The sequence below is a fragment of the Saccharopolyspora hirsuta genome, assembly GCF_008630535.1.
GTDB lineage: Bacteria > Actinomycetota > Actinomycetes > Mycobacteriales > Pseudonocardiaceae > Saccharopolyspora > Saccharopolyspora hirsuta.
Window position 1 is genome coordinate 77625 of the sequence record NZ_VWPH01000010.1, and the last position, 24207, is coordinate 101831.

At 71.3% G+C, this 24207-nt stretch carries 21 protein-coding genes and 1 pseudogene; 13 read left to right on the forward strand and 9 right to left on the reverse strand.

Annotated elements, in window-relative coordinates:
- Positions 1–122: 122 nt before the first annotated feature.
- Positions 123–1094 (forward strand): helix-turn-helix transcriptional regulator, encoded by a 972-nt coding sequence (locus F1721_RS22035; RefSeq protein WP_211840566.1) that lies wholly within the window; start codon positions 123–125, stop codon positions 1092–1094.
- Here the strand turns inward: F1721_RS22035 and F1721_RS22040 are convergent, their stop codons facing one another.
- The 7 genes from F1721_RS22040 to F1721_RS22070 form a co-directional block, all read right to left on the reverse strand.
- Entirely contained in the window at positions 1095–1979 is an 885-nt protein-coding gene (locus tag F1721_RS22040) for an alpha/beta fold hydrolase (protein ID WP_150068649.1), read from the reverse strand. It lies immediately after the preceding gene.
- Positions 1980–2002: 23 nt separating this feature from the next.
- The gene (locus tag F1721_RS22045; protein WP_150068650.1) at positions 2003–3064 is read right to left on the reverse strand and encodes a tartrate dehydrogenase; all 1062 of its coding nucleotides are present in this window, start codon (positions 3062–3064) and stop codon (positions 2003–2005) included.
- Between the two features lie 70 nt (positions 3065–3134).
- A complete protein-coding gene (locus F1721_RS22050; protein WP_150068651.1) occupies positions 3135–4001 on the reverse strand; it encodes a LysR family transcriptional regulator in 867 nt (288 codons plus the stop codon).
- A 44-nt stretch (positions 4002–4045) separates the two neighbouring features.
- Positions 4046–5389, reverse strand: coding sequence for a class-II fumarase/aspartase family protein (locus F1721_RS22055; protein ID WP_211840567.1), 1344 nt, complete (start codon positions 5387–5389; stop codon positions 4046–4048).
- Positions 5386–6756 (reverse strand): cation:dicarboxylate symporter family transporter, encoded by a 1371-nt coding sequence (locus tag F1721_RS22060; RefSeq protein WP_150068652.1) that lies wholly within the window; start codon positions 6754–6756, stop codon positions 5386–5388. The genes F1721_RS22055 and F1721_RS22060 overlap by 4 nt, the downstream gene beginning before the upstream one ends.
- A gap of 92 nt (positions 6757–6848) precedes the next feature.
- The gene (locus tag F1721_RS22065) at positions 6849–7601 is read right to left on the reverse strand and encodes a GntR family transcriptional regulator (protein ID WP_150068653.1); all 753 of its coding nucleotides are present in this window, start codon (positions 7599–7601) and stop codon (positions 6849–6851) included.
- Between the two features lie 48 nt (positions 7602–7649).
- Positions 7650–8453 (reverse strand): sulfite exporter TauE/SafE family protein, encoded by an 804-nt coding sequence (locus F1721_RS22070; protein ID WP_150068654.1) that lies wholly within the window; start codon positions 8451–8453, stop codon positions 7650–7652.
- Between the two features lie 92 nt (positions 8454–8545).
- Between F1721_RS22070 and F1721_RS22075 the strand changes: the two genes are divergently transcribed.
- Complete coding sequence (locus F1721_RS22075) at positions 8546–9310, forward strand: AraC family transcriptional regulator (RefSeq protein WP_150068655.1); 765 nt, start codon at positions 8546–8548, stop codon at positions 9308–9310.
- Between the two features lie 72 nt (positions 9311–9382).
- Here the strand turns inward: F1721_RS22075 and F1721_RS22080 are convergent, their stop codons facing one another.
- The gene (locus F1721_RS22080; protein ID WP_150068656.1) at positions 9383–9715 is read right to left on the reverse strand and encodes a putative quinol monooxygenase; all 333 of its coding nucleotides are present in this window, start codon (positions 9713–9715) and stop codon (positions 9383–9385) included.
- A 377-nt stretch (positions 9716–10092) separates the two neighbouring features.
- Here F1721_RS22080 and F1721_RS22085 point away from each other — a divergent pair, with 377 nt between their 5' ends.
- From F1721_RS22085 to F1721_RS22110, 6 genes and pseudogenes are all read left to right on the forward strand, one after another.
- The gene (locus tag F1721_RS22085) at positions 10093–10635 is read left to right on the forward strand and encodes a GNAT family N-acetyltransferase (RefSeq protein ID WP_150068657.1); all 543 of its coding nucleotides are present in this window, start codon (positions 10093–10095) and stop codon (positions 10633–10635) included.
- Positions 10636–11154: 519 nt separating this feature from the next.
- Positions 11155–12547: pseudogene (locus tag F1721_RS35665) on the forward strand (family 2B encapsulin nanocompartment shell protein).
- The gene (locus tag F1721_RS22095) at positions 12547–13611 is read left to right on the forward strand and encodes a family 2 encapsulin nanocompartment cargo protein terpene cyclase (protein ID WP_150068658.1); all 1065 of its coding nucleotides are present in this window, start codon (positions 12547–12549) and stop codon (positions 13609–13611) included. The pseudogene F1721_RS35665 and the gene F1721_RS22095 overlap by 1 nt, the downstream one beginning before the upstream one ends.
- Positions 13612–13624: 13 nt before the next feature.
- Positions 13625–14482, forward strand: a complete 858-nt coding sequence (locus F1721_RS22100; RefSeq protein ID WP_150068659.1) for a geranyl diphosphate 2-C-methyltransferase — start codon at positions 13625–13627, stop codon at positions 14480–14482.
- A gap of 225 nt (positions 14483–14707) precedes the next feature.
- Positions 14708–15766 (forward strand): polyprenyl synthetase family protein, encoded by a 1059-nt coding sequence (locus F1721_RS22105; RefSeq protein WP_150068660.1) that lies wholly within the window; start codon positions 14708–14710, stop codon positions 15764–15766.
- On the forward strand, positions 15763–16701 hold the full coding sequence (locus F1721_RS22110) for a 4-hydroxy-3-methylbut-2-enyl diphosphate reductase (RefSeq protein ID WP_150068661.1): 939 nt from the start codon (positions 15763–15765) through the stop codon (positions 16699–16701). The genes F1721_RS22105 and F1721_RS22110 overlap by 4 nt, the downstream gene beginning before the upstream one ends.
- Before the next feature lie 52 nt (positions 16702–16753).
- Here F1721_RS22110 and F1721_RS22115 read toward each other — a convergent pair whose 3' ends face one another.
- Entirely contained in the window at positions 16754–17419 is a 666-nt protein-coding gene (locus F1721_RS22115; RefSeq protein ID WP_150068812.1) for a nitroreductase, read from the reverse strand.
- Positions 17420–17524: 105 nt separating this feature from the next.
- Between F1721_RS22115 and F1721_RS22120 the strand changes: the two genes are divergently transcribed.
- The 5 genes from F1721_RS22120 (at position 17525) to F1721_RS22140 (ending at position 24125) form a co-directional block, all read left to right on the forward strand.
- Complete coding sequence (locus F1721_RS22120) at positions 17525–18109, forward strand: TetR/AcrR family transcriptional regulator (protein ID WP_150068662.1); 585 nt, start codon at positions 17525–17527, stop codon at positions 18107–18109.
- Between the two features lie 184 nt (positions 18110–18293).
- Positions 18294–19565, forward strand: a complete 1272-nt coding sequence (locus tag F1721_RS22125; RefSeq protein ID WP_246155240.1) for an HNH endonuclease signature motif containing protein — start codon at positions 18294–18296, stop codon at positions 19563–19565.
- 290 nt (positions 19566–19855) lie between these two features.
- Positions 19856–21226, forward strand: coding sequence for a type VII secretion protein EccB (gene eccB / locus F1721_RS22130; RefSeq protein ID WP_150068663.1), 1371 nt, complete (start codon positions 19856–19858; stop codon positions 21224–21226).
- A complete protein-coding gene (locus F1721_RS22135; protein WP_150068664.1) occupies positions 21226–23487 on the forward strand; it encodes a sensor histidine kinase in 2262 nt (753 codons plus the stop codon). Before eccB ends, F1721_RS22135 begins: the two co-directional genes overlap by 1 nt.
- Positions 23484–24125, forward strand: a complete 642-nt coding sequence (locus F1721_RS22140) for a DNA-binding response regulator (protein WP_425474413.1) — start codon at positions 23484–23486, stop codon at positions 24123–24125. The genes F1721_RS22135 and F1721_RS22140 overlap by 4 nt, the downstream gene beginning before the upstream one ends.
- Positions 24126–24207 lie beyond the last annotated feature (82 nt).

The window sequence follows — 24207 nt, forward strand, 5'->3', positions numbered from 1 at the left end:
TCGGGTCGACGGCCTTCAGGTTGTGCGTGCGGGCGCCCCGGATGCGGATCGTTGAGCTCATGGCGCGACCGTACGAGCAGATGTGGCCGGTTCCTGGCCGCAATTCGGGGATGATGGAGGGCATGAGCGATGTCACCCGGCGCCTGCTCGAACTGCTCGCCCACCTGCAGACCGGCCGCCGCTTCAGCGGTCCGGAACTGGCGGCGCGGCTGGAGACCAGTCCCCGCACGGTGCGGCGCGACGTGGAGCGGCTGCGAGACTACGGCTACCCGGTGACGACGCAGCCGGGACCGGGCGGCTTCTACCAGCTGTCGGCCGGTCAGGCCCTGCCGCCGATGGTGTTCGACGACGAGGAGGCGGTCGCGACCGTGGTCGGTCTCGGCGTGCTGGCCGCCAGCGCGCCGCCGGACACCGACGTCGGGGGCATCGGCTCGGCGGCCGACCGCGCGTTCGGCAAGATCGACCAGTTCCTGCCGAAGCGGCTGCGGGCCCGCGCCACCGCCGTGCGCGCCACGCTCGAAGCCGCCGCGCAGACCGCGCCACCGGTCAACGCCGAAGCGCTCGCCACGCTGGCCGCCGCCGCAGCCCGGCACGAGCACGCCACCTTCAGCTACACCACCCGCGACGGCACCACATCCGCGCGCCGCGTCGAGCCCTACCGGCAGGTGCACCTCCACCTGCGCTGGTACCTGCTGGCCTGGGACCGCGACCGGGCGGACTGGCGCACCTTCCGGCTCGACCGGATCAGCGGCATCGCCGTCCCCGGAACCCGATTCGACCCTCGCCCGCTGCCCGCCGAGTCCGCCGCCGAGTACCTGCGCGAGAAGCTCGCCGAACCGCGGCACCGGGCCGTCGTCCTGGTCGACGCACCGGCGCACCGCGTCGCCGACACCCTGAAGTTCACCGACTGCGCCATCGAGCCGCTGGCCGCCGACCGCTGCCAGGTCACCACCCGGATCGACTCCTTCGAGTGGCTGGTGCTCAACCTGGCCCTCCTGAACGCGGACTTCGTCATCGAAGAACCCGAGGAGTTCCGCGACCGGTGCCGCGAACTGGCCACCCGGCTCGGCCGCGCCACGCGGGACCCGGGGTGATCACTCGGCGAAGAAGGCACGCAGCGCGGCGGCGGTCCGCTCGGGTTGTTCCTCGGGCACGTAGTGGTCGCACGGAAGGGCTTGACCGCGCAGGTCTTCCGCGTAGTCGTGCCAGGTCGCGAGGACGTCGTAGTTGCGACCGACGAAGCTGTGCTCGCCCCACAGCGCCAGCACCGGGCAGGTGATGGAGCGGCCCGCGTCGGCCTCGTCGTGCTCGAGGTCGATCGACGCCGCCGCGCGGTAGTCCGAGCAGGACGCGGCGATCGCGGCCGGATCGGAGAAGCAGCGCACGTACTCCGCCACCGCGTCCGGGTCGAACGGCGTCCCGCCGCGGTGGCGCGCCGACATCCGCGCCCTGATCCAGAACTCCGGGTCGCCGCCGATCAGCCGCTCCGGGATCCCGTTGCCCGCGGCCAGGAAGAACCAGTGGTAGTACCCCAGGCCGAACTCCTTGTCCGCGTGCTCGAACGCGTGCCGGGTCGGCACGATGTCCAGCACCGCGAGCGCGGAGACCGCCTCGGGCGCGTCCAGCGCCAGCCGGTGGCCGACCCGGCCGCCGCGGTCGTGCCCGGCCACGCCGAAGCGCTCGAAGCCCAGCGACCGCATGACCAGCAGCTGGTCCCGCGCCATCGCGCGCTTGGAGTACTCGGCGTCGTCCGGGCCCGGCGCGGGTTTGTCGCTGTCGCCGTAGCCGCGGAGATCGGCGAGCACGACGGTGTGCTCACCGGCGAGCAGCGGCGCGACGTGGTGCCAGATCAGGTGGGTCTGCGGATAGCCGTGCAGGAGCAGCAGCGGTGGCCCGTCACCGCCGACCGCGCAGTTGATGCGCACGCCGTCGGCGTCGACGGTCCGCCGCGCGAACGAGCTGGGCAGCGGGACGCCCATCTGGTCTCCTCCCGGTCGTGGTGTCAGCTTCCGAGGAATTCCAGCACGGTGCTGGTGAAATCCTCGGTGGTGGCGGTGCCGCCGAGGTCCGGGGTGCGGACCCGGGTGCGCGCGAGCACCGCGGCGATGGCCTGCTCGACCTCGGCCGCTGCCTCCGGGTGGCCGAGGTGGTCGAGCATCAGCGCGGCGGTCCAGATCGCGCCCAGCGGGTTGGCGACCCCCTGACCGGCGATGTCCGGCGCGGAACCGTGCACCGGCTCGAACATCGACGGGAACTCCCGCTCCGGGTTGAGGTTCGCGGCCGGGGCGATCCCGATGCCGCCCGCGACGGCCGCGGTCAGATCGCTGAGGATGTCGCCGAACAGGTTGGACCCGACGATCACGTCGAACCGGGCCGGGTCGAGCACCACCTTGGCGCACAGCGCGTCGATGTGCTCGGACACCGGGGAGACGTCCGGGAAGGACTCGGCCCGCTCGGCGACCAGCTCGTCCCAGAACGGCAGGGTGTGCACGATCCCGTTGGACTTCGTCGCCGAGGTGAGCCCGCCCCGCCGCTGGCGGGCGAGGGAGAACGCGAAGTCGACCACGCGGGTCACCCCGGCGCGGGTGAACACCGCCTCCTGCACGGCCATCTCCTCCGGGAAGCCCCGGTTGAACCGGCCGCCGATCTCGCTGTACTCGCCTTCGACGTTCTCGCGCACCACGACCAGGTCGACCTCGCCCGCGACGGCCCGCCGCACCGGGCTCTCCAGACCCTCGAAGACCTTGATCGGGCGGAGGTTGACGTACTGCCGGAAGCTCCGGCGGATCGGGATCAGCAGACCCCACAGCGAGACGTGGTCGGGCACCGAGGGGTGGCCGACGGCGCCGAGGAAGATCGCGTTGTGGTGGCGGATCCGGTCCAGCCCGTCCTCCGGCATCATCGCCCCGAGCTCGCGGTATCGGGCGCAGGACCAGTCGAACTCGTCGTGCTCGAAGGTGATGCCGTGGCGCTTGCCGACCACGTCGAGGACCCGGGTGGCGGCCGGGGTCACCTCCTGGCCGATGCCGTCGCCGGGGATGAGCGCAATCCGGTGAGCAACCATGGTCCCGATCGCACCACCGGCTGCCCCGCCGCGTCCAAGACGCAATCCGAGCCCGCCTCATAGGACGGGCTTATAAGCAGCGCAGGAAAGCCGCGGCCGCCGGGGTGAGCGCATCGGTCCGGCTGACCACCGCGACGTGCAGGTGGGCTTCCGGGAGCAGGTCGAGCACCAGCGCCCCGGCGCGCCGGGCCAGCGGAGCCCACGACTCGGCGAGCACGGCCACCCCCACCCCGGCCAGCACCAGCGGCAGGATCGTCTCCCGGTGCTCGGTCTCCACGACCTGCCGCAGGTCGACGCCGGAGGCCCGGATCTCGTCCACGACCCGCCGCATCCCGGTGCCCGGCTGCCCGGCGATCACCCGCTGCCCGGCCAGGTCCTCCCACCGCACCTCGCGCATCCCCGCGAGCGGCCCGTCCGCACCGGCCACCAGAACGAACCGCTGCCGACCTGCCGGGGTCACCGCGAGCCCGGCCTCGGCCAGCGGTTCGGTGCTGGCCAGCAACCCCAGCTCCGCCGCACCGCTGCGGACCATCTCCACCACACCGCTCGCGGTGTGCGCCGCCTTGACGGTCACCGAGAGACCGGGGTGCTGCTCGACGAACGTCCGGATGAACCCGCTCAACGGTTCGACCGCCTGCGAGGGCATCGCGGCGATCTCCACCCGCCCGACGGCCAGCCCGGTGACCGACTCGACGCTGGCCCGCGCGGTCTCCAACCCGCGCACCACCTGCCGAGCGGGTTCGATCAGGGCGCGACCGGCGTCGGTCAGCACCAGCCGCCGCCCGATGCGGCGGAACAGATCCTGCCCCAGGTCGCGCTCCAGGGACCGGATGGCCTGCGACAGCGAGGGCTGCGCGACGTGCAGCGCCACCGCGGCCCGGCTCACCCCGCCGTGATCGACCACCGCCAAGAAGTACCCGAGCTGCCGCGCATCCACGACGGGGATCCTCGCACCGGGCCGCGGCTGTGCGCTCCCCCGGATCAGGTGCCGACGACGTCGGTGGTCATGGCGCGGGCGCTGCCGAGGTAGTTCGCCGGGTCGCAGAGCTCGTCGATGCGGCTGGCACCGAGCTGCGCGACGAGTTCGGGGTTGCGGCGCAGCTCGTCGGCCAGGTCCGCACCGGACTCGATGGCGTTGCGGCAGGCGTCGTAGACGACTTCGTGCGCGCGCTGTCGGCCGAGCACCGGTGCGACGGCCATCATGACCGCCTCCGCGACGATGAGACCGCCGGTGAGCGCGGTGTTGGACCGCATCCGATCGACGTCGACCTCCAGACCGGTGAGCATGAACTCCGCCTGGTGCAGGGAGGCCGCCACGAGCTGGAAGGCCTCCGGGACGGTGGCCCACTCGAGGTGCCAGGGGCCGGTGGCGCGCTCGAAGTCCTGCATCAGCGCGTCGAGCATCGTGGCGGACCGGTCCCGCAGGAGCTTCGCGGCGGCGACCATCAGCTCGCTGGAGATCGGATTGCGCTTCTGCGGCATGGTCGAGCTCGCGCCGCGGCCCGGCACGAAGGGCTCGGCGAGTTCGCCGAACTCCGACGAGCACATCATCATCACGTCCCAGCCGATCTTGCCCAGCGATCCGCCGATCGCGGCCAGCAGCGCGACGATCTCGTTGAGCCCGTCGCGGGCGACGTGCCAGGTGATCTCGGGGTCGCGCAGTCCGAGCTCGGCGGCGAGCGCGGCGCGCACGGCCAGCCCGTCGGGGCCGGTCCCGAGCGAGGCGAGCGTTCCGGCAGCGCCGCCGAACTGGACCATGAGGTCGCGCTCGCGGGCCTGGGAGAGCCGCTCGCTGTGCCGGTCCAGCGCCGAAACCCACACGGCGGCGCGGAATCCGAAGGTCACCGGCAGCGCGTGCTGGAGGTGGGTGCGGCCCGCCGTCACGGTGTCGACGTGCTCGGCGGCGAGGCGGCGCAGCACAGCGCGCACCCGGTCGAGGGCCGCGGCGACGAGGTCGAGCCCGTCGCGGCACTGCAGCATCGTCGCGGTGTCCATGATGTCCTGCGTGGTGGCACCCCAGTGCAGGTATCCGCCCGCCTCGCCGCACTGCTCGGCGAGCTGGGTGACCAGCGGCAGCACCGGGTAGCCGACGTTCTCGGTGTCCGCCCGGAGCCGCTCGTGGTCCAGCGCGCCGGGGCGGACCGAGTCGCTGATCGCCTGCGCGGCCTCGTGCGGGACGATGCCGACCTTGGCCTGGGCGCGAGCGAGCGCGGTCTCGGTGTCGATCATGCGCTGGACGAAGGCCTCGTCGCTGAACACCTCGCGCATCTGCGCGGTCGAGAACATCTCGCGGTAGAGGAACGAGTCGAAGACCGTGCTGTTCACCGTGCACTCCTGGAGTTCGCGGGGGTGGTGGGGACGTTGGCGGCGGGGTCCGCCTTCGGAGCGTCGTCGTCCTGGTCGAGCAGGGACGGGTCGGCGAGCACCGCGCGCAGGCGGGCGCGGTCTAGGTCGCCATTCCAGCGGGAGATGACCGCGGTGGCCACGACGTTGCCGAAGGTGTTGCACGTGGCGGTGGCCATCGACATCACGCGGTAGACGCCGAAGAGGATCGCGACGCCCTCGACGGGGAGGTAGCCGGTGGCGGTCACCGTCGAGGCGAACACCACGAACGTGCCGCCGGAGACCGTGGCCGCGCCCTTGGAGGTCAGGAGCATGATCACCAGCAGGCCGAGCTGCTGCTCGAAGCCCATCGGGATGCCGTAGGCGTTGGCCAGGAACAGCGTGCACAGCGCCAGGTAGATCGAGGTGCCGTCGAGGTTGAACGCGTAACCGGTGGGCATCACCAGCCCGACCGTCTGGCGGGACAACCCCATCCGCGGCAGCTTCTCGAGCAGGCCGGGCAGCCCGGCCTCGGACGAGGCGGTGCCGAGCACCAGGGTCAGCTCGGTGCGGACCGCGCGCAGCAGCCGGAAGACGTTGATCCCGGCGGCGAGGCAGATCCCGCCGAGGACGACCACGATGAACAGGACCACCACGATCCAGTACTGCGCCACCAGCTCGGCCAGGGCCAGCAGCATCGCCGGGCCGTTGGTGCCCACCGAGTAGGCGATCGCGCCGAAGGTCCCGATCGGCGCCAGGCGCATGATCACGTTGATCAGGGCGAAGAATCCCTCGGACGCGGTCTCCAGCCCGGCGGTGAAGCGGGCCTGGACCGCGGGGGCGAGGGTGAGCAGCCCGATGCCCAGCAGCACCGCGATCACCACGACCTGCAGCAGGTGGCCCGAGCTGAACGCGCCGACGAAGTTGTCCGGCACGACCGTGGCGAGGAAGCCCTCGTCGTCGCTCCCGCCCGTCGGCGCTCCCCCGGTCGGGTGCGCACCGCTGAGGGCGCCGGTGCCGATCCCGACGCCGGAGACGTTGCCGGCGAGCAGGCCGAGCAGGAGCGCGACGGTGGAGACGACCTCGAAGTAGATCAGCGCGATCAGCCCGGTGCGGCTGGCCTTCTTGAGGTCCCCGGCCGCGGCGATGCCCATCACGACGGTGAGGAAGACCAGGGGTGCGACCCCGATCTTGATCAGGTCGAGGAAGGTGTCGCCGACGACCCCGAGCTGCGCGGAGAACGCCGGGAACAGCGCGCCGACCGCGATCCCGAGGACGATCGAGATCAGGACCTGGTTGCCGATGCTGGTGTACCAGCGCGCTCTGCGCCTCGGGCGGCCGCTCGCGAGGAGCTCTTCCGCAGATCTCATCCCACACCCCTTTGTGTCTAGACACATTTATGTCTAGACACAAAGGTGGCCGGTGTTGGACCGGATGTCAATGGGCGTCTTGCACCCCGGGACTACGCGGAGCCGGAGCGGACCAGCGTCGTGCGGTAGCTGAACGTGTCGCCGGGGTGCACGCCGATCGTGGTCTCGAACAGGTCTCCGGTCGCGTCGTAGTAGTGCCGGACGAACTCCAGCGCAGGGCTGCCCGGCGGGAGGCCGAGCACTTCGGCCGGTTCGGCCGGGAGCGCGATCGCGCGGACCCGCTGCACCACGCGGTGCGTCGACCGGCCGGTCCGCTCCCGGACGAGATCGCTGATCAGACGCGTGCTCTCGTCCAGATCTCCGGCGATCGCAGCGGCGTCGCCGGGCGAGAGGTAGACCTGCGACCAGGACACCGCCGAACCGTCCGGCGCCCGCCGGACGGTGGTCAGCCGAGCGCGCACCTCGCCGGACGGCAGGCCCGTGGCTTCGGCGAGCTCGGGCCCGATGGTGACCTCCTCGGACGCGGTGACCTCGCGGACCGCGTCCCGCCCGTACTGGACGAGTTCCTCGAGACTGCCCAACGACGTGTCGAACCGCTGCGTCGGCGTGAGCCGCTCGACGCGGGTGCCGTCCCCCTTGCGCCGGGAGACCAGCCCCCGGGCCTCCAGCTCCCGCAGCGCGTTGCGCAAGGTCTCGCGGGAGACCTGGAACGATGCCGCCAGCTCTGGCTCCGGAGGGATCCGCTCCCCGATCTCCCACCGCCGGGCCGCGATATCCGCCGCCAGGTCGCGAGCGATCTGCAGGTAGCGCGGCTCCTTGCCCCCGTTGACAGCACGAACCTCCATGTCCGCCATCGTCGCACGCCCCCGCCGCAGGTGATCAGCACCGCCCGGCTAGACCAGGGCGGTCACGACCATCGCGACGAGGACGAGCACCAGGAGGGCCAGGTAGGCGATCGCGTGCACGCGGTCGGGGATCTTGCCGACCACCCGCTTGGTCACCGCGATGGTCGGCAGCGAACCGCAGAGCAGGGCCGCCCCGACGAGGACGTTGACGTGCCCGAGCTGCCCCGGGTAGGGCGTGGTCGGCGTCGCCAGGGCGTACACCGCGGTCCCGGCGACCGCGACGGGGATGCTGAGCGGGTTGGCCATCGCGGCGGCGTCAGCCATCGGCAGGCCGCGGCGCCGGAGCAGCGGCACGGTCAGGACGCTCCCGCCGACGCCGAGGAAGCTGGCGACCGCGCCGATGCCGACCCCGCCCGCCGTCGAGGCGACCTTGCCCAGCGGCTCGCCCGCCCCCTCCCGGGCGTTGTCGAGGAACCCGCGCCGGAGCGCGCTGTCGACGATCGTGATCGCGAGGTAGGCGATGAACAGCAGGTGCAGGGCGGAGTCCGGGGCCCAGGTGGCGGCGACCGCACCGAGCACCGCACCGAGCGCGATGAACTCGATCAGCGGGTGGAGGTGCGCCTTGCGGAGGCGGCCGGACCGGGCCTGTGCGAAGGTGGCCGTGGTGGCGTTGACGATCATCACCGCGGTCGAGGTGGCCACCGCGGTGTGCATCGCGTCGGCACCCGTGGTGGCGGCGACCACCCCGAACACGACCGGCACGATGATGAAACCGCCGCCGAATCCGAACAGGACGGTGGTCACGCCGGTCAGGCAGCCGAACCCGAGCAGCACGAGGAAGGAGACGAGCACCGGGCCACGGTAGGACCGGCCAGCGCTGGCGCACAATCGATGTCACGCCACGACCGTTCGAGTTCGCGCCACCGGTCGACTAGGGTGGCCGGGTGCGCAACGTGCCCGTGGACGAGGTGGACGGGATCGACCGCGCGGTGCTGGCGATCGGCACCGATTACCCGCCCGGCCACCTGCTGCCCCGCCACCGGCACCGGCGCGCGCAGCTGCTGTACGGCGCGGTCGGGATCATGCAGGTCGAGACCGCGGACGGGAGCTGGACGGTGCCGCCGCGCCGAGCGGTGCTGATCCCGCCCGAGACCGACCACCAGGTGCTGATGGACGCCGTGAGCACCCGCAGCCTCTACCTGGAGTCCTCGGCCGTGCCGTGGTTCCCGGCGCGCTGCCGGGTCGTGGACGTCTCCCCGCTGCTGCGCGAGCTCCTGCTCGCCGCGGTGGACATCCCGCCGGAGTACGACCGGCACGGCCGCGACGGCGCGCTGGTCGAGCTGATCCTGCACGAGATCCGCAACCTCGCACCGCTGCCGTTCGACCTGCCGCTGCCCGCCCGGACAGACCTGCGCGAGCTCTGCGAGGCGTTCCAAACGGCGCCGAACGTCCGCGAAGCGCCATCCGGGTGGGCCGCCCAGCTCGGCGTCAGCGCCCGCACGTTCAACAGGATGTTCCTGGCCGGAACCGGCCTCAGCTTCCAGCAGTGGCGGCAACGGGCCTGCGTCCTGCACGCGATCCGCCTGCTCTCCGCCGGACGAACCGTCACCCGGGTAGCGGCCGAACTCGCCTACGACACCCCGGCGGCGTTCTCCACCATGTTCCGCAAGCAGACCGGAACGGCACCGAGCTCGTTCCAGCCCCGCTGAACGTCCCCTGTGGACGCCTGCGCGGGCGGGCCTCCGCCGCGGCGATGGACCGCCGCGGAGGCCCGCACGGGCTCAGCTGGCCTCCGGCACCGCCATCTCGCCCAGCGCCGACCAGTCGTCCTGGTCGAGCGTCGTGTTGATGACCCGCGGGGTCTCCACGAGGTGCGGCGGCAGCTCCTGCTGCGCGGCCTTGAAGTGCGCCGAGTTGACGTGCGCGGCGCCGGCGTCCCCGTCCCGGAAGGCCTCCACCAGGACGTACTCGGTCGGGTCCTCGACGCTGCGGGACCAGTCGAACCACAGGCACCCGGCCTCGCCCCGGGTGGCCTCGGTGAACGCGCGGGTGATCTCGGGCCACCGGTCCGCGTGCTCGGGCTTGACGCGGAACTTCGCGGTGATGAAGATCATCTGCTTCCTCCTCCTGCTACTTCCTGTCGGGCCCGTTCTACCCCGCCCCGGGAACCCCCGCGCGCGGGCGGGGTGCGACTTGCGATTCCGATCACGGGACGAGGATCGCCGCGGGCGCCGTCTAGTCCACAGGAGACGGTCGGAGGCGGGGCCGCTCCCGGCGCGGCCAGACCCGTTCCAGGCAGGTCGTGATCACGTAGCGGACCTGCCGAAGTGGTTCGGCCGGGTACCGACGATCGCTCGGCTGGCTTCCGCACGCCGGACCGCACGCGTCACCAGCCACCGCGCATTCCTCCCCAGTTCTGCGGTCAGCACCCCGGGGCCCGGGTGAAACCAGGTGGCGCCGGGCTCGTGCGTGGACGAGGATCGGGCTTGTCATGAGTGATTTCGATGTTCAGCTGGTTCCGATGGGGTTGGCGCACCTGGCCGGGGTGCTCGAGCTCGGGCACCAGGTCTTCGACGTGTCCGCGATGCCCTACACCTCGTGGTCGTTGTCCAGCGTGGCCGTGCACATGGACGCCCAGCCGGATGCGTGCTGGGTCGCCGAGGCCGACGGGCGGGTGGTCGGGTTCGTGCTCGGGTCGCTGTCCTACGACGAGCGGGCCGACTGGGGTTACGTGGAGTGGCTCGCGGTCGCTCCCGACCACCAGGGCAAGGGGTTGGCCAGGACGCTGCTGGAGGAGTCCTGCGCGGCGCTGTTCGCCGCTGGCGCCACGCGGATCATCACCGACGTCGAGCAGAACAACACCGCTTCCGCCCAGCTCATGCAGCGCAGCGGCTTCACCGACAGCGTGACCGTCACCTTGTTCGTCCGCCACGCGCCCGCCGACGGGGCTCGGCAGTCGCGGTCGCGCGCACGCGCCACCGATCCCGCCAAGGCCCGGCTGCACGCCGTCGCGCGCAAGACCGAGCGCAGCTGAGCGATTCGGGGCGGCGGCAGCGTCGCTCTTTCCGGCGATCACCGCACACCGATGCCGTGAGCGGCGATGGCGGTCCTCGCGACCACCGCCGCTCACGACGCGCCCGCACCGCCCAGGACGGAATTCCCGCCGGTTCCGCAGTTCCGCGCGACAGAGATTTCGGAATTCCCGATTCAATCGCAGCGGACCGGAAATTCCGCGGGAATTGTCGAATCGACCGCCGCGACCGTTCGGCGATACGGGTGATGTTCACCTTCGCGGTGGTCACCCTTTCATCTGTATCTACTCGTAGAACCGGCCCATAGACTCGGGCATCGATCCAGATCGCAGCCAGCTCGCCGAACAGGCGGGACCATCACGACCGCGCAGCGCACCGGCACCGCCGCCGATCAGCTCCGCCACCGGCCGACGACGAATTCGATTCTCGCGAAAGGGGAAGCAATTCGCCGTGCGCCGATCGGGCTGCGCGGCCGAAATCCCGAAAGCCGAGAGCAAGTCCACCAACGGGAGGTTCGTGACGTGTCGTCACCCGCTGCCGAACAGTTCTCGTCCCTGCAGACCCGCGCGGCGCGGCTGCTCGCGACCACGACCAAGACCCCGCCGCAGATGCAGTCCATCAGCTCCCGGAACCTGCTCCGGCAGCTCCCGTGGCTGACCGTCTCCAGCGGCACCTACCGGGTGAACCGGCGCCTGCAGATCAAGGTCGGGCGCGGGCGGGTGTCGTTCGTCCAGGAGGGAACCGACGTCCGCATCATCCCGGAGACCCTCACCGAGCTCGCCGCCCTGCGCGGCTACACCGACGTGGACGTCCTCACCCGCCTCGCGGGCATGTTCACGGTCCGCCAGGTCACGCCGGGCGAGGTGCTCGCCGCGGAGGGCAGCCCGATCCGGGAGGTCTTCGTCGTCGCGCACGGCCGGGTCGAGCGGCTGGCCACCGGCGAGTACGGCACCGTCGACCACCTCGGCGTGATCACCGACGGGGACCAGCTCGGCGACGAGGCGGTCGGTCGAGGACCCGACCTGGTCGGCGACGCTGCGGTGCGCCACGTCCGGGACGATCATGGTGCTCAACTGGGACGCCCTGCGCGAGCTGCTCGACACCGAGGACGGGCTGCGCGCGCACCTGGACGACTTCGCGCGGCGCCGCTCGCTGCCGCAGAACCGCCGCGGTGAAGCCGAGATCGCGCTGTCCGCCGGGCACCTGGGCGAAGCGCGGCTGCCCGGGTCGTTCGTCGACTACGAGCTGGGCCCCCGCGAGTACGAGCTGTCGCTGACGCAGACGGTGCTGCAGGTCCACACCCGCGTCGCCGACCTCTACAACGACCCGATGAACCAGGTCGAGGAGCAGCTCCGGCTCACCGTCGAGGAGATCCGCGAGACCCAGGAGCACGAACTGCTGCACAACCCGGACTTCGGCCTGCTGCACAACACCTCCTACGACCAGCGGATCTCCACCCGCACCGGCCCGCCGACGCCCGACGACATGGACGACCTGCTGTCCATGCGCCGCTCCACGGACGCGTTCTTCGCACACCCGAAGGCGATCACCGCGTTCCTGCGGGAGTGCAACCGGCGGGGGCTGGCGGTGGACGCGACCACCCAGGACAACGGGTCGAAAGCCCTGTCCTGGCGCGGCGTCCCGGTGTACCCGCTGGGCAAGATCGGCCTCAGCGACCACAACACCACCTCGATCATCGCCATGCGGCGCGGCGAGGAGCGGCAGGGCGTGGTGGGCCTGCAGCCCACCGAACTGCCCGACCAGGTGCAGCCCGGGCTGAACGTGCGGTTCATGGGCATCACCGACCAGGCCATCCTGCGCTACCTGGTGACCGCCTACTACAGCGTCGCACCGCTGGTCCCGGACGCGGTCGGGCTGCTGGAGCACGTCGAGATCGGCCGGGCTGATTCCTGATGATCGAGCTCATCGCGCACGAAACACCGGTCCCCGCACAACAACCGCACACCAGCGGTGTGCAGGGGACCAGCGCCTGCACCCCGCCGGGAACCCAGCAGCGGACCACCGTCCTGCACTGCCCGCCCGCACCGCCCGAGCGCGCCGAGGTCGCGGCGGAGATCAACAGCCGGATCATCGCGTGGATGGCCGGGCTCGGGCTGGACAGCGAGGACAACGTCGAGGGCGTCTACAAGCACGATCCCGGGCGCGGCATCACGCTGTGCCACCCGGGCAGCCAGGACGTCGACCGGATGACCGCGGCGGGCAAGATGATCGTGGCCGAGACCGCGGTGGACGACTACTTCTGCGAGACCAACAGCCGCCGCGACACCGACGACCAGAACATCGGGCCGAACCTGTCGCTGGCCCAGTCGGCGATCGACGCGCCGTGCCTGACCCCCGACTACCAGGCGGTGTGGGAGGCCAAGCGCACCGGCCACCCGGTGCTGCGCGCGCAGCACGAGGCCTTCAACGACCTCAAGCGGATCAGCAGCCCGGCGCAGGCGCAGCGCATCCGGCACGACATCGCCCAGCTCTACCTGGGGTACAACGCCGAGAACGGGTGGCGGCTGCTCAACCGGCTGCCACCGGCCTGGCAGTACCTCGCCAACCGGCAGATGAACTCGTTCCGCCCGTGCCTGAACCTCACCGACGTGCTCGACGGCTACGAGATCCCCGCCGAGCTGCACACCCACCCGCTGGTGCAGGACTGCACCGCGCGGGCCTCGCTGATCGCCACCCTGCACAACGACCTCGCCTCCTGCGAGCGGGAGATCCGCGAGCACGGCCTGCCGTTCAACCTGCCGGCCGTGATCGCCGCCGAGGAGCACCTGCCGCTCGACGAGGCGTTCATCAAGGCCTGCGAGGTGCACAACGAACTGATCAGGACCTTCGAGGACGACACCGAGCGCGCCACCGCCGCGCTCCCCGACCCGGCGGTCGCCCGCTTCCTGACCGGACTGTGGGCCTGGATCGCCGGAAGCCGCCACTGGCACTTCACCACCGCCCGCCACCGAGGTTGAGAGGACCCGCCCGATGACCGAGACGATCCAGCAGAACGGCTCCACCGGCAGCATCTACCAGGGCAGCGTTGCGGAGTACTGGAACGAGGAGGCCAACCCGGTCAACATCGAGCTGGGCGAGGTCGACGGCTACTTCCACCACCACTACGGCATCGGCGAGCCGGACTGGTCGGTCACCGACGGCGACCCGGCCACCGCCCGCGAACGCATCACCGCCGAGCTGCACCGGCTGGAGACCCAGCAGGCCGAACTGCTGCTCAGCCACCTCGGGGAGGTCCGGCCGCAGGACCGGATCATGGACGCCGGGTGCGGCCGCGGCGGCAGCTCGTTCATGGCCCACGAGCGGTTCGGCTGCGCCGTGGACGGCATCTCGATCTCCCGCAAGCAGGTGGACTTCGCCAACGAGCAGGCGCAGCAGCGCGGCGTGTCGGACAAGGTGGTGTTCCACCAGCTCAACATGCTCGACACCGGGTTCGACACCGGCAGCATGCGGGCGATCTGGAACAACGAGTCCACCATGTACACCGACCTGAACGACCTGTTCGCCGAGCACTCGCGGCTGCTCTCGCGCGGCGGGCGGTACGTGACGATCACCGGCTGCTACAACGACGTCTACGGCCTGCCCTCGCGCGCGGTGTCCACCATCAACGCGCACTACATCTGCGACATCCACCCGCGCTCCGGCTACTTCCGCGCGATGGCGATGAACCGCCTGGTGCCCACCGCCGTGGTGGACCTGACCGAGGCGACCCTGCCCTACTGGCGGCTGCGCGCCCGGTCGCCGCTGGTCACCGGGATCGAGGACGCCTTCATCGAGGCCTACACCAGCGGCGCGTTCCAGTACCTGCTCATCGCCGCCGACCGGGTTTAGTCCCTGAACTCGTGTTGCGTGGCGGTGCCGGTAGCGGAACCTCAGAGCTTCCCTGGACTGCGGGTGCCCAGCCTTATGTATGCCAATACACGGCGGCTGGGCCGTCCTCGCCAGGAAAGCTCTGAGAACCCGCGGCGGTGCGAGTTGCGCAGGTGGGCCAAGCGGCTACGCCGCTTCAGAAGAAACCCCAGAACCAGAATCAACTACGGCCGCTAAGGGGCGGACATGGGCATGGTGGACCTGGACGAGATCCGCGGCGAGGTCGACTCGGCGCTCGCGGGGTTCTTCGACCCCGCGACGCTCGCCGGTGGGATCGAACCGCACTCCGACGACATGATCGAGGTGATCGAGGGGTTCGTGCTGACCGGCGGCAAGCGCATCCGCCCCGTCCTGTGCGTCCTCGGCTGGCTCGCCGCCGATCCGGAACCCCGCTGCCGGGCACCGCTGATCGACCTGGCCGCCGGGCTGGAGATGTTCCACGCCGCCATCCTGATCCACGACGACGTGATGGACCGCTCCGCCACCCGGCGCGGCAGGCCGACCGTGCACCGCGTGATGGCCGATCTGCGCGCCGGGACCGAGCAGGACGGCGAGTGGTACGGGACGTGCGCGGCGATCGTGCTCGGCGACCTCGCGCTGGCCTGGGCCGACAAGCTGACCTGCCGGCGGCTCACCGCCGACCAGCTCGGCCGGGTGCTGCCGCAGATCGCGCAGATGCGGCACGAGGTCACCGTCGGCCAGTACCTGGACCTGCAGTCGGCGGGCGGGCGGTCGGCGGACGCGGACCTGGCGGAGATGATCATCCGCTACAAGACCGCCTACTACACCGTGTACCGGCCGCTGTCGATCGGCGCGGCCGCGGGCAACGCCTCCCGCGAGGTGACCCGGGTGCTGCACCACTACGGCATGCCGGTGGGCAAGGCGTTCCAGCTCCGCGACGACCTGCTGGGCGTCTTCGGCGATCCGCTGGTCACCGGCAAACCCGTGACCGACGACGCCAGGGAGGGCAAGCACACCGCGCTCATCACCCACGCGCTGACCGCCGCCAGCCCGCCGCAGGCGATGAAGCTCGCCCAGCTGTGGGGTAAACCCGACATCACCGAGGCCGAAGTGGACACCGTGCGGGAGATCCTGACCGCCACCGGGACCGTCCGCACCGTCGAACACCTCATCACCGACCACCACCGCGCCGCGCTCGCCGCGCTCGACACCCCGCACCTGCCCACCGAGGTGGCCGACGCGCTGCGCACCATCGCCGATCAAGCAGTGGAGCGTGACCGATGACCAGAAGGGTGCTGCTGGCCTCTCCGCGCGGGTGCTGCGCGGGCGTGGACCGGGCCATCGAGACGGTCGAGAACGCCCTCGCGCGCTGGGGGCCGCCGGTGTACGTGCGACATCAGATCGTGCACAACACGCACGTCATCGCCGCGCTCGAAGCCCGCGGCGCGGTCTTCGTCGACGACGTCGCGGAAGTGCCGGAGGGGGCGCGGGTCATCTTCTCCGCGCACGGCGTGTCGCCCGTCGTGCACGCAGCGGCCGCCACCCGGCAGCTGGAGGTGGTCGACGCGACGTGCCCGCTGGTGACCAAGGTGCACAAGGAGGCGGTGCGGTTCACCGACGACGGGTACACCGTGCTGCTGATCGGGCACGCCGGGCACGAGGAGATCATCGGCATCATGGGCGAGGCGCCGGAGTCGATCCGGCTGGTCGAGACGCCCTCCGACGCCGCGGTCGTCGAGGTGCCCGACCCGGAGCGGGTGGTGTGGTTGTGCCAGACCACGCTCGCCATCGGCGACGCGATGGAGATCGTCGGCGTCCTCCGGGACCGCTTCCCGGACCTCGCGGACCCGCCGTCGGACGACATCTGCTTCGCCACCCAGAACCGGCAGAACGCCATCAAGTCCATCGCGCACCGCTGCGACGTCGTGCTGGTGGTCGGCTCGCCGAACTCGTCCAACTCCAAGCGGCTGGTGGAGGTCGCCGCGGCGGCCGGGGCCGGTGCGGCGCACCTGGTGGACGGCGCGGCCGAGCTCGACCCGGCGTGGCTGGACGGGGCGGGGACGATCGGGGTGACCTCCGGGGCGTCGGTGCCGGAAGTCCTGGTCACCCACCTCCTCGACCGGCTGGCCGAGCTGGGTTTCGACCAGGTCGAGGCTTTGGAGGGGGTCGCCGAACCCCAGCGGTTCAGCCTCCCCAGGCCGCTCCGCACCGCGGGCTGAGCGCTGGTCCCGGTTCGGTGTCGGCGGGTTCCGGCGCCGAACCGGGACGCGGTCAGGCGTGGAAGCGCGTCGTCTCGGCGAGGTCCGCGCGTCCGACGTCGATGTGGTTGACGGGTGCGGTGTCCTGCGCGTAGCCGAAGGAGACCCCGAAGAGGACCTTGCCGTCGCTGATCCCGAGGCAGTCGCGCACCACGTCGCCGTAGAACCCGAGCATCCCCTGCGGGCAGCTGGCCACCCCGTACGCCGTCATCGCCAGCAGCAGCGTTTGCCCGTACATCCCGACGTCCGCGGTCATCCTCGCGTCCGCATTGGACGGCGCGAACAGCAGGGCCACGTGCGGTGCGCCGTAGAAGCGCAGGCTCTCGGCCTGATAGGCGTCTCGCGCCTGGTGGTCGGTGCGGCCGATGCCCAGTGCGCCGTACATCGCGGCGCCGAAGGCCGCCCGGCGTCGCTGGTGCACCTCGCTGTACAGCTCGTCCACGTACGGGAAGTCCACGGAGAGGCGCTGTTCCGCGTGCGCGGCGAGCAGCGCTTCGCTGAGCCTGTCGCGTGCTGTGCCGCTGACCACCTCGACCTTCCAAGGTTGCGTGTTGGAGTTCGACGGAGCCGCGCCCGCCAGGGAGAAGATCGCGCGCAGGGTTTCGTCCGGCACTGGTTCCGGGCGGAACGAGCGGACCGCTCGGCGGCCTCGGATCAGCTCTTCGGCGTATTCGGGCATGGTCGTCACTTCGGCATCCCTCGCACTAAGTACACGATCTCGTTTACATAAAGCACGCTAGCACGACGGTGCCCGTTAAGTACACGGGCCTGTACACTTTGCGGGGTGACCGAGCAGCAGACTCCCCAGCGCCGAAGGGGGCGGGGCGGGCGCGAACGCATCCTCGCCGCGGCTGACGCCCTCTTCGAAGCTCAGGGCATCACCGGGACCAGCATGGAGCAGGTGGCCGCCGCCGCACCGGTGTCGAAACGCACGCTGTACGCGCACTTCCCCGCCAAGGACGACCTGGTGGTCGGCCACCTGCGGAACCTGGTCGAGTCCGGTCGGACGCTGGAAGGCGTGCTCGACCGCAACGACCTCACGCCGGAAGAACGCATCCTCGCACTGTTCACTGCGCCCGAAGCCGATCCGATCCGCGGCTGCCCCTTCATCGACGCGGCAGCCGAGTTCCCCGACCCGACGAGCCCGGTCCACCAGTTCGCGGCCGAGCAGAAGCGCCGCCTGGTCAGGCTCCTCGCCGACTTGACGAGCGAGCTGGGAGTCGCGAACCCGCTGGTACTGGCCGAACAATTGGCCGTCCTCGTGGACGGCGCTGCGAGCCGCTCGATGGCGCTCAACGACGCGAGCTGCATCCAGCACGCGAAGAACGCGGCACAAGCCCTGCTCGCCGCCGCAACGCCGGGCCGCTGAGCAGCCCAGAACGACACGCCGAATCGGCGCCGGTTTTCTTGCACCCGGTCGAGCGGTGAAACAGGCGTTCGAGGCCGGGATAGTGGGTGACGTGGATGCGTTGACGGCGGTTTCGCGGTCGGGTGCGGACAACGGAGGTCCGCAGTCGGCGGTTTCGGCATGCTCCGACGAGGAGCTGGTTGCCGTGATCCGCGAGACCGAAGCGGCGATGCGGGCTGCGATGGCGACCCAGTTGCGGGCCATCGCCGAAGCCGAGGATCGCGGTCTCCCCGCCGCGCAGGGCGCCCGCAGGACTGAGACCTGGTTGCAGTCGATGCTCAACCTCGCCGGAGGTGAGGCGAAAACCCGGACGCTGGTGGCGCGCAACGCCACAGAGCACACCAGCCCGCACGGGACGCCCGTGTCCGCGGAACTTCCGGCCACCGCCGAGGCGATCGCCTCCGGTGCGATCACCGCGCAGCACGCGCGCGTGATCATCGACGGGGTGCAGCGGATGGCGCCGGTCAACACCACCGCCGAGCTGGAGCAGGCCGAGACCTTGCTCGCCGGGTACGCCCGCGACCACTCCCCGCACCAGCTCGCTCGCCTGGCGGAGCGGGTCCGCTACTACTTCGACCAGGACGGCGCGTTCCGCGCCGAGGAAACCCAGCACCGTATCCGCGAGCTGCACTACGGCACCACCGCCGACGGGATGACCGTGATCAACGCCCGGCTCGACCGCGAAACCGGCGCGAAGTTCCGCGCCGTCCTCCAACCGCTCGCCGCCCCGCGCCCCACCGAGGACGGCGAGCGGGACCCGCGCACACCCGGACAGCGCAACGCCGACGCGCTCGACGCACTGCTGGACATCGCGATCGTCTCCGACCGGCTCCCCCGCTCCGGCGGGCAGCGCCCCCAGATCGCCGTCACCATCGACTTCGACTCCCTCACCCGCACGCTCGGCTCCCCCGACGGGAGCGTCCTGCCCGGCACCCTCACCGCGACCGACCAGCCGATCTCGGTCGAGAACGTCCGCCGCCTCGCGTGCGACGCAGAAGTCCTGCCGGTCGTGCTCGGCGGCGACGACCTGCCCCTCAACGTGGGCCGCGCCGAGCGCACCGCGCCGCCCCACCTCCGAGCCGCCCTGCTCCTCCGGGACGGCACTTGCGCCTTCCCGGCGTGCGACCGCCCGCCGGGAACCCCCGACGCCCACCACATCGAGTCGTGGATCGACGGCGGTGGGACCGACCTGGACAACCTGGTGATGCTCTGCGGCCACCACCACAGGCTCATCCACAGCCAGCGCTGGACCATCACCATCGACAACGGTCGGCCGACCTTCACCCCACCATCCACAGTGGATTCATCCCGGCGGCCGAGACCGGGCGCGCGCCCCACCGGGGCAGAGCAGAACAACCTCCTCCGCCGGGCCATCCCCGCCCCGCGCCCGCCGGAGGACACGCAGACGTGCGCATGAGCCGCCGGGACCCGGCGGCTGCCCCCGCACGCCCAGACTCGGACCGGTGGAGGCACGAAATCGCTCGCGCCAAGACGGTAGAAATGACGTCACCGCCGCATCCCTGAAACACCGCACGGTGTCACCCACGATTCATCGTTCTGTTGTGGAATGCGCCTTGCGGACGACTTCTCGGCCAGCGGTGACGCTGTTTATCGCCGGGGACTTGGCGATTGTTACCCAACACGTACGAAAAGGGCGCGCCGCTGAGTACGATCACGTCGATCAGATGCTCGGCAGGGGGTCACGAGGTGTGGACGCAGCGGGATCAGATCCAGGCCTACCGGTTCTTGCGCCGTCGGCTGGTCTCCGCGCTCGTTTCGGCCGACGCCAACCACCCGGTGGCACCGGCCAAGCGCGTCGTGCTCGGCACGGCACTCGGCTTGGCGGTGGCGCTCCTGGTGTCCGCGGTGTTCGGGATCGTGGGCCTGCTCGCCCCGACGCGTGCCGAGGCATGGCGGCAGGGCGGCCAAGTGCTCATCGAGAAGGAGACCGGGACCAGGTTCGTCCTCGGGGAGGACGGGCTGCTGCACCCGGTGCTCAACTACGCCTCCGCCCGGCTCCTCGCCGGAGGTGACGGCACCAAGACCCTCACCGTGCCCGCGAAGTCGCTGTCCGGAGCTCCCCGCGGCGCGGCCGTCGGCATCGCCGGGGCACCCGACTCGCTGCCACAGCCGGAGCGCCTGCTCTCCGGGGCCTGGACCACGTGCACCCGTGTCGCGCCCGACCGGCCCAGCGGCGAGGCGCCGATCGCCACCGTCCTGTTAGGACCGGGGGCCAGCGGAACCGAGATCTCTGAGGGCCGGGCGCTGCTCGCGCGCCTGCCGTCCGGGGAGCGCTTCCTGGTCACCGGAGGGCAGCGGTACCGCCTGGACGGCGAGAGCGCCGTGGTGGCTCTCGGATACGCCGGGGCTCAAGCCCTCCTGGTAGCTCCGGCCTGGCTGAACACCCTCCCGGCCGGGCGGGACCTGAGCCCCGTCGAGGTGCCTGACGCCGGTGCGCTCGGCGTCCAGGTGGGCTCGGAATCCCGGTTGGTCGGGCAGGTTCTCGTCTCCGAGGTCGGCGAGTACTACCTCGTCCAGCGCAACGGCCTGGCCGTGATCACCGAGACCGAGGCGGACCTGGTGCTCGGTGCGCCCGGCAACACCGCCGCCTACCCCGGTGAGCGACCGCACCGGATCGAGGTCGCCACCGCTGACATCGGCAGCGTGCCGCGCGTCCCAGGTGGCGAGGACGGGTATCCGATGAAGCGTCCCGATCCGGTGGCGCCCGACCGGACCGCCGCGGTGTGCACCACCGACGGGCGCATCACAGTCTCCTCGGACCTGCCGCTGCGGCCCGATGAGAAGGTCGTACCGGTGGGCGCACCCACCCCGGAAACCGCCAACGAAATCTATGTGCCCGGCGGTGCCGGGGCGATCGTCGCCGAGGAACTGACACCCGGGGCGGTCTACCTGATCACCGACACCGGGCTGAAGTACCCGATCCCGGGCGAGGAAGCGGTCTCCGCGCTCGGCTACGGGAACCTGCCGCGGCGGGGCGCACCCGCGTCCGTGCTCGCGCTGTTCCCGACCGGCACGGCCCTCGACCCGGCGCGGGCGCGACAGGTGATCGCAGGCTGATGGGGTCGGCCGAACGGGGGCTCGTCCACCTGGGACTGCACTACGCGGTGTGGGTGCGGGCCGTCGTCGTGGCCATGGCGAGCCTGGCCTCGCTCGTCATGGAGACCGAGCGCGATCCGAGGTTCGCCGCCTTGGTCGTCGTCGCGCTCAACGCGTGGAACGTCGCCTACGCGATCCGCATGACCCGGGTCGGCGGTCGCTGGCCCGTGGTGGTGGACGTGCTGGTGGTGTGCGCGGTCTGCGTCACCCAGGCCTGGACCACACCCATCGCCCCCAGCCCGGAGGGCACCACCTGGGTCCGGGTGGCCTCGGCCGTGATCCTGGTCGCCTACCCCTGGCACATCGGGGTGCGGGCGCTGGCCGCGGCGAGCGCGGTGATCACCGCCGCGCACCTGGTCGGCACGGCGCTGGCCATGCCCGACCACTGGCTCACAGCCGCCCCGATTCACCTGTGGATGCTCATGGAAGCCACCCTCTCCGGATGGCTTTACCTGCTCGTGCGGCGCAGCGCCCAGACCGCCGACCAGCACGTCGCGCGCGGCGAACGGCTGCGCCGCCAGGCCGCCGTGGCCGAAGCACGCCGCACCGACGAGCGCGAACACCTGGCGGCGCTGCACGACACCGCCTCGGCCACGCTGCTGATGGTCGGTGCCGGGGTCGTGCACGGCAAGCAGCCCTGGCTCGCCGAGCAGTCCAGCCGCGACCTGGAGGTGATCCGCGGCCGGTCGGTGGTCTCCGGCGGAGACGTGGACCTGGTCGGCATGCTGCGCGACACCGTCGCCCGCACTCCGCTAGCGGTTCGCGTGACGGCTCCCGGCGAACTGGTGGTGCCGACGGTGGAGGCCGCCGCCCTGTGCCACGGCACCCGGGAGGCGCTGACCAATGTCGTGCGGCACGCCGGAACCGATCGGGCCGAGGTGATCGTCTCGCGCGACGGCGACGACGTCGTCGTGGAGGTCGTGGACAGCGGGCGCGGTTTCGACCCCGAGCGCATCTCCCGCCACCGCTACGGCGTGACGCGGTCGCTGGTGGAGCGCATGCAGCGGACCGGTGGCAGCGCCGAGGTGACCAGCAGCCCAGGCGCAGGCACCCGGGTGCGGATGACCTGCCCGCTGGGTGTGCCGGAGGACATCGGCGGCGACGCCGAGAACATCGCGGCGCGGTTCCTGCGCGGCCTGCAGTGGGCGGCGGTGGTGATGAACCTGGTCATCCTGTGCCTGCTGGACCTGCCGAAGCTGCTCACCCACCCCGACGCCTACCGGCCGATGGCCGCCCAGTTCGCCGTCTGGGGCGGCTTCGTGGTGCTGACCCTGGTGGTGCTGGTCGCGCTGCGCCGAGGCGGCTCGATCGGCCGGTGGCGCTGGCCGCTGATCGCGGCCGTCTTCGCCTTGTCGGTGCTCGGTACCACGTCGGTGCGACCGGAGAACTTGCTCGGGTTCGCGCACTGGTCCGAAGGGGACGCCGGTTGGACGCTGGTGCTGTTCCTGCTCGACTGCCGCCTGCTCGTGTTCGCGGTGACGCTCATCGCCCAGTACGCGCTGACCTTCGCGCTGGTCGGGTTGGCCGGAGACGCCGCGATCGCGTTCGCCGACTCGGTGAACGCGACCGTGCTGATCGTGTCCTACCAGCTCTCGGTGGGGGTGATCTCGGTCGTGCTGCGAGCTCTCGCGGTGTCCTCGGCGCGTGTGGCCCGGGAGGAGGAGCAGCTGCGGACTTCCGAGGAGGTGGCGCGGCAGCTGCACCGCGACCGCAAGGACCGCTACGCGGACCTGGAGACCACGACGGTCCCGCTGCTCGCCGGGCTGGCGTCGGGTGCCCTCGACCCCGGTGACGAGTCGGTGCGCAGGCGGTGTTCGGTGGAGGCGGCCAAGATGCGGCGCCTGTTCGCCGAGGACGCCTCGGTGCCCGATCCGCTGCTGCACGAGCTGCGGGCGTGCATCGAACTGGCCGAGCGGCAGGGGCTTTCCGTGCGGTTCGCGGCGACCGGCAGGCGCCCGGAGATTCCCAAGGACGTGCGCCGCAAGCTCACCGAACCCGCCGTCACCGCCCTGGCAACCGCTACCGGCACGGTGCGGTTGACGGTGGCGGGCACGGGCGATGCGGTGACGGTCAGCGTGATCGCCGAGGCGTTCGACCCCGCCCTGTCCACCGACCCGAGCTCGGACGGGGGCGTGGAGACGTCCGCGGTGGTCGACGGCGGACGGGTCTGGATCGAGGCGACGTGGCGCGACACGACTGGTGCAGCGGAGGTGCGCAGGTGATCACGGTAGTGGTGGTGGACGATCATCCCGCGGTGGTGGCCGGGGTCCGCGCTTGGTGCGGGCTGGCCGATCCGCCGATCAAGGTGCTCGACTCGGGCCCGTCGGTGTCGGTGGCGTGGCTCGAGCCGGGTGCGACCGCCGACGTGGTGATCTTCGACCTGCAGCTGGACGTCACGGGTCCCGCCTACGGCGATCTCAAGCGCCTGGTGGACGCCGGGCGCCCGGTGGTGATCTACAGCATGCGGGCGGACCGGGAAACGGTGCTGACCTGCCTGGACATCGGCGCGTTCACCTACCTGACGAAGGCCGAGGGCGAGGACCACCTGGTGGCTGCCGTGCAGGCCGCGGCTGGCAACACCCCGTACCTGCCGCCGTCGTTGTCCGGCGCGTTCGGCACCGACGACCGCCCGCACCGTCCCCGGTTGTCGCCGCGGGAGACCGAGGTGCTGCTGGAGTGGTTCCACTGCGAGTCCAAGGAGATGGTGGCTCGGCGGCTGAACCTGACGGTGCACCGGGTGAACTCCTGCCTGGAGCGGGTGCGGGTGAAGTACGCCAACGTCGGCCGGGAGGCTCCGACCAAAGCCGCTCTGGTGGCCCGCGCGATCCAGGACGGCTTGGTGCGCGCCGACGAGCTCTGACGCGGTCGGCCCGGCACGTTCCTGTGATCGGTAGGTGCCCTGGTCCGGGTGCGAAATGGGGTACGAACGGCCACCACAGCTG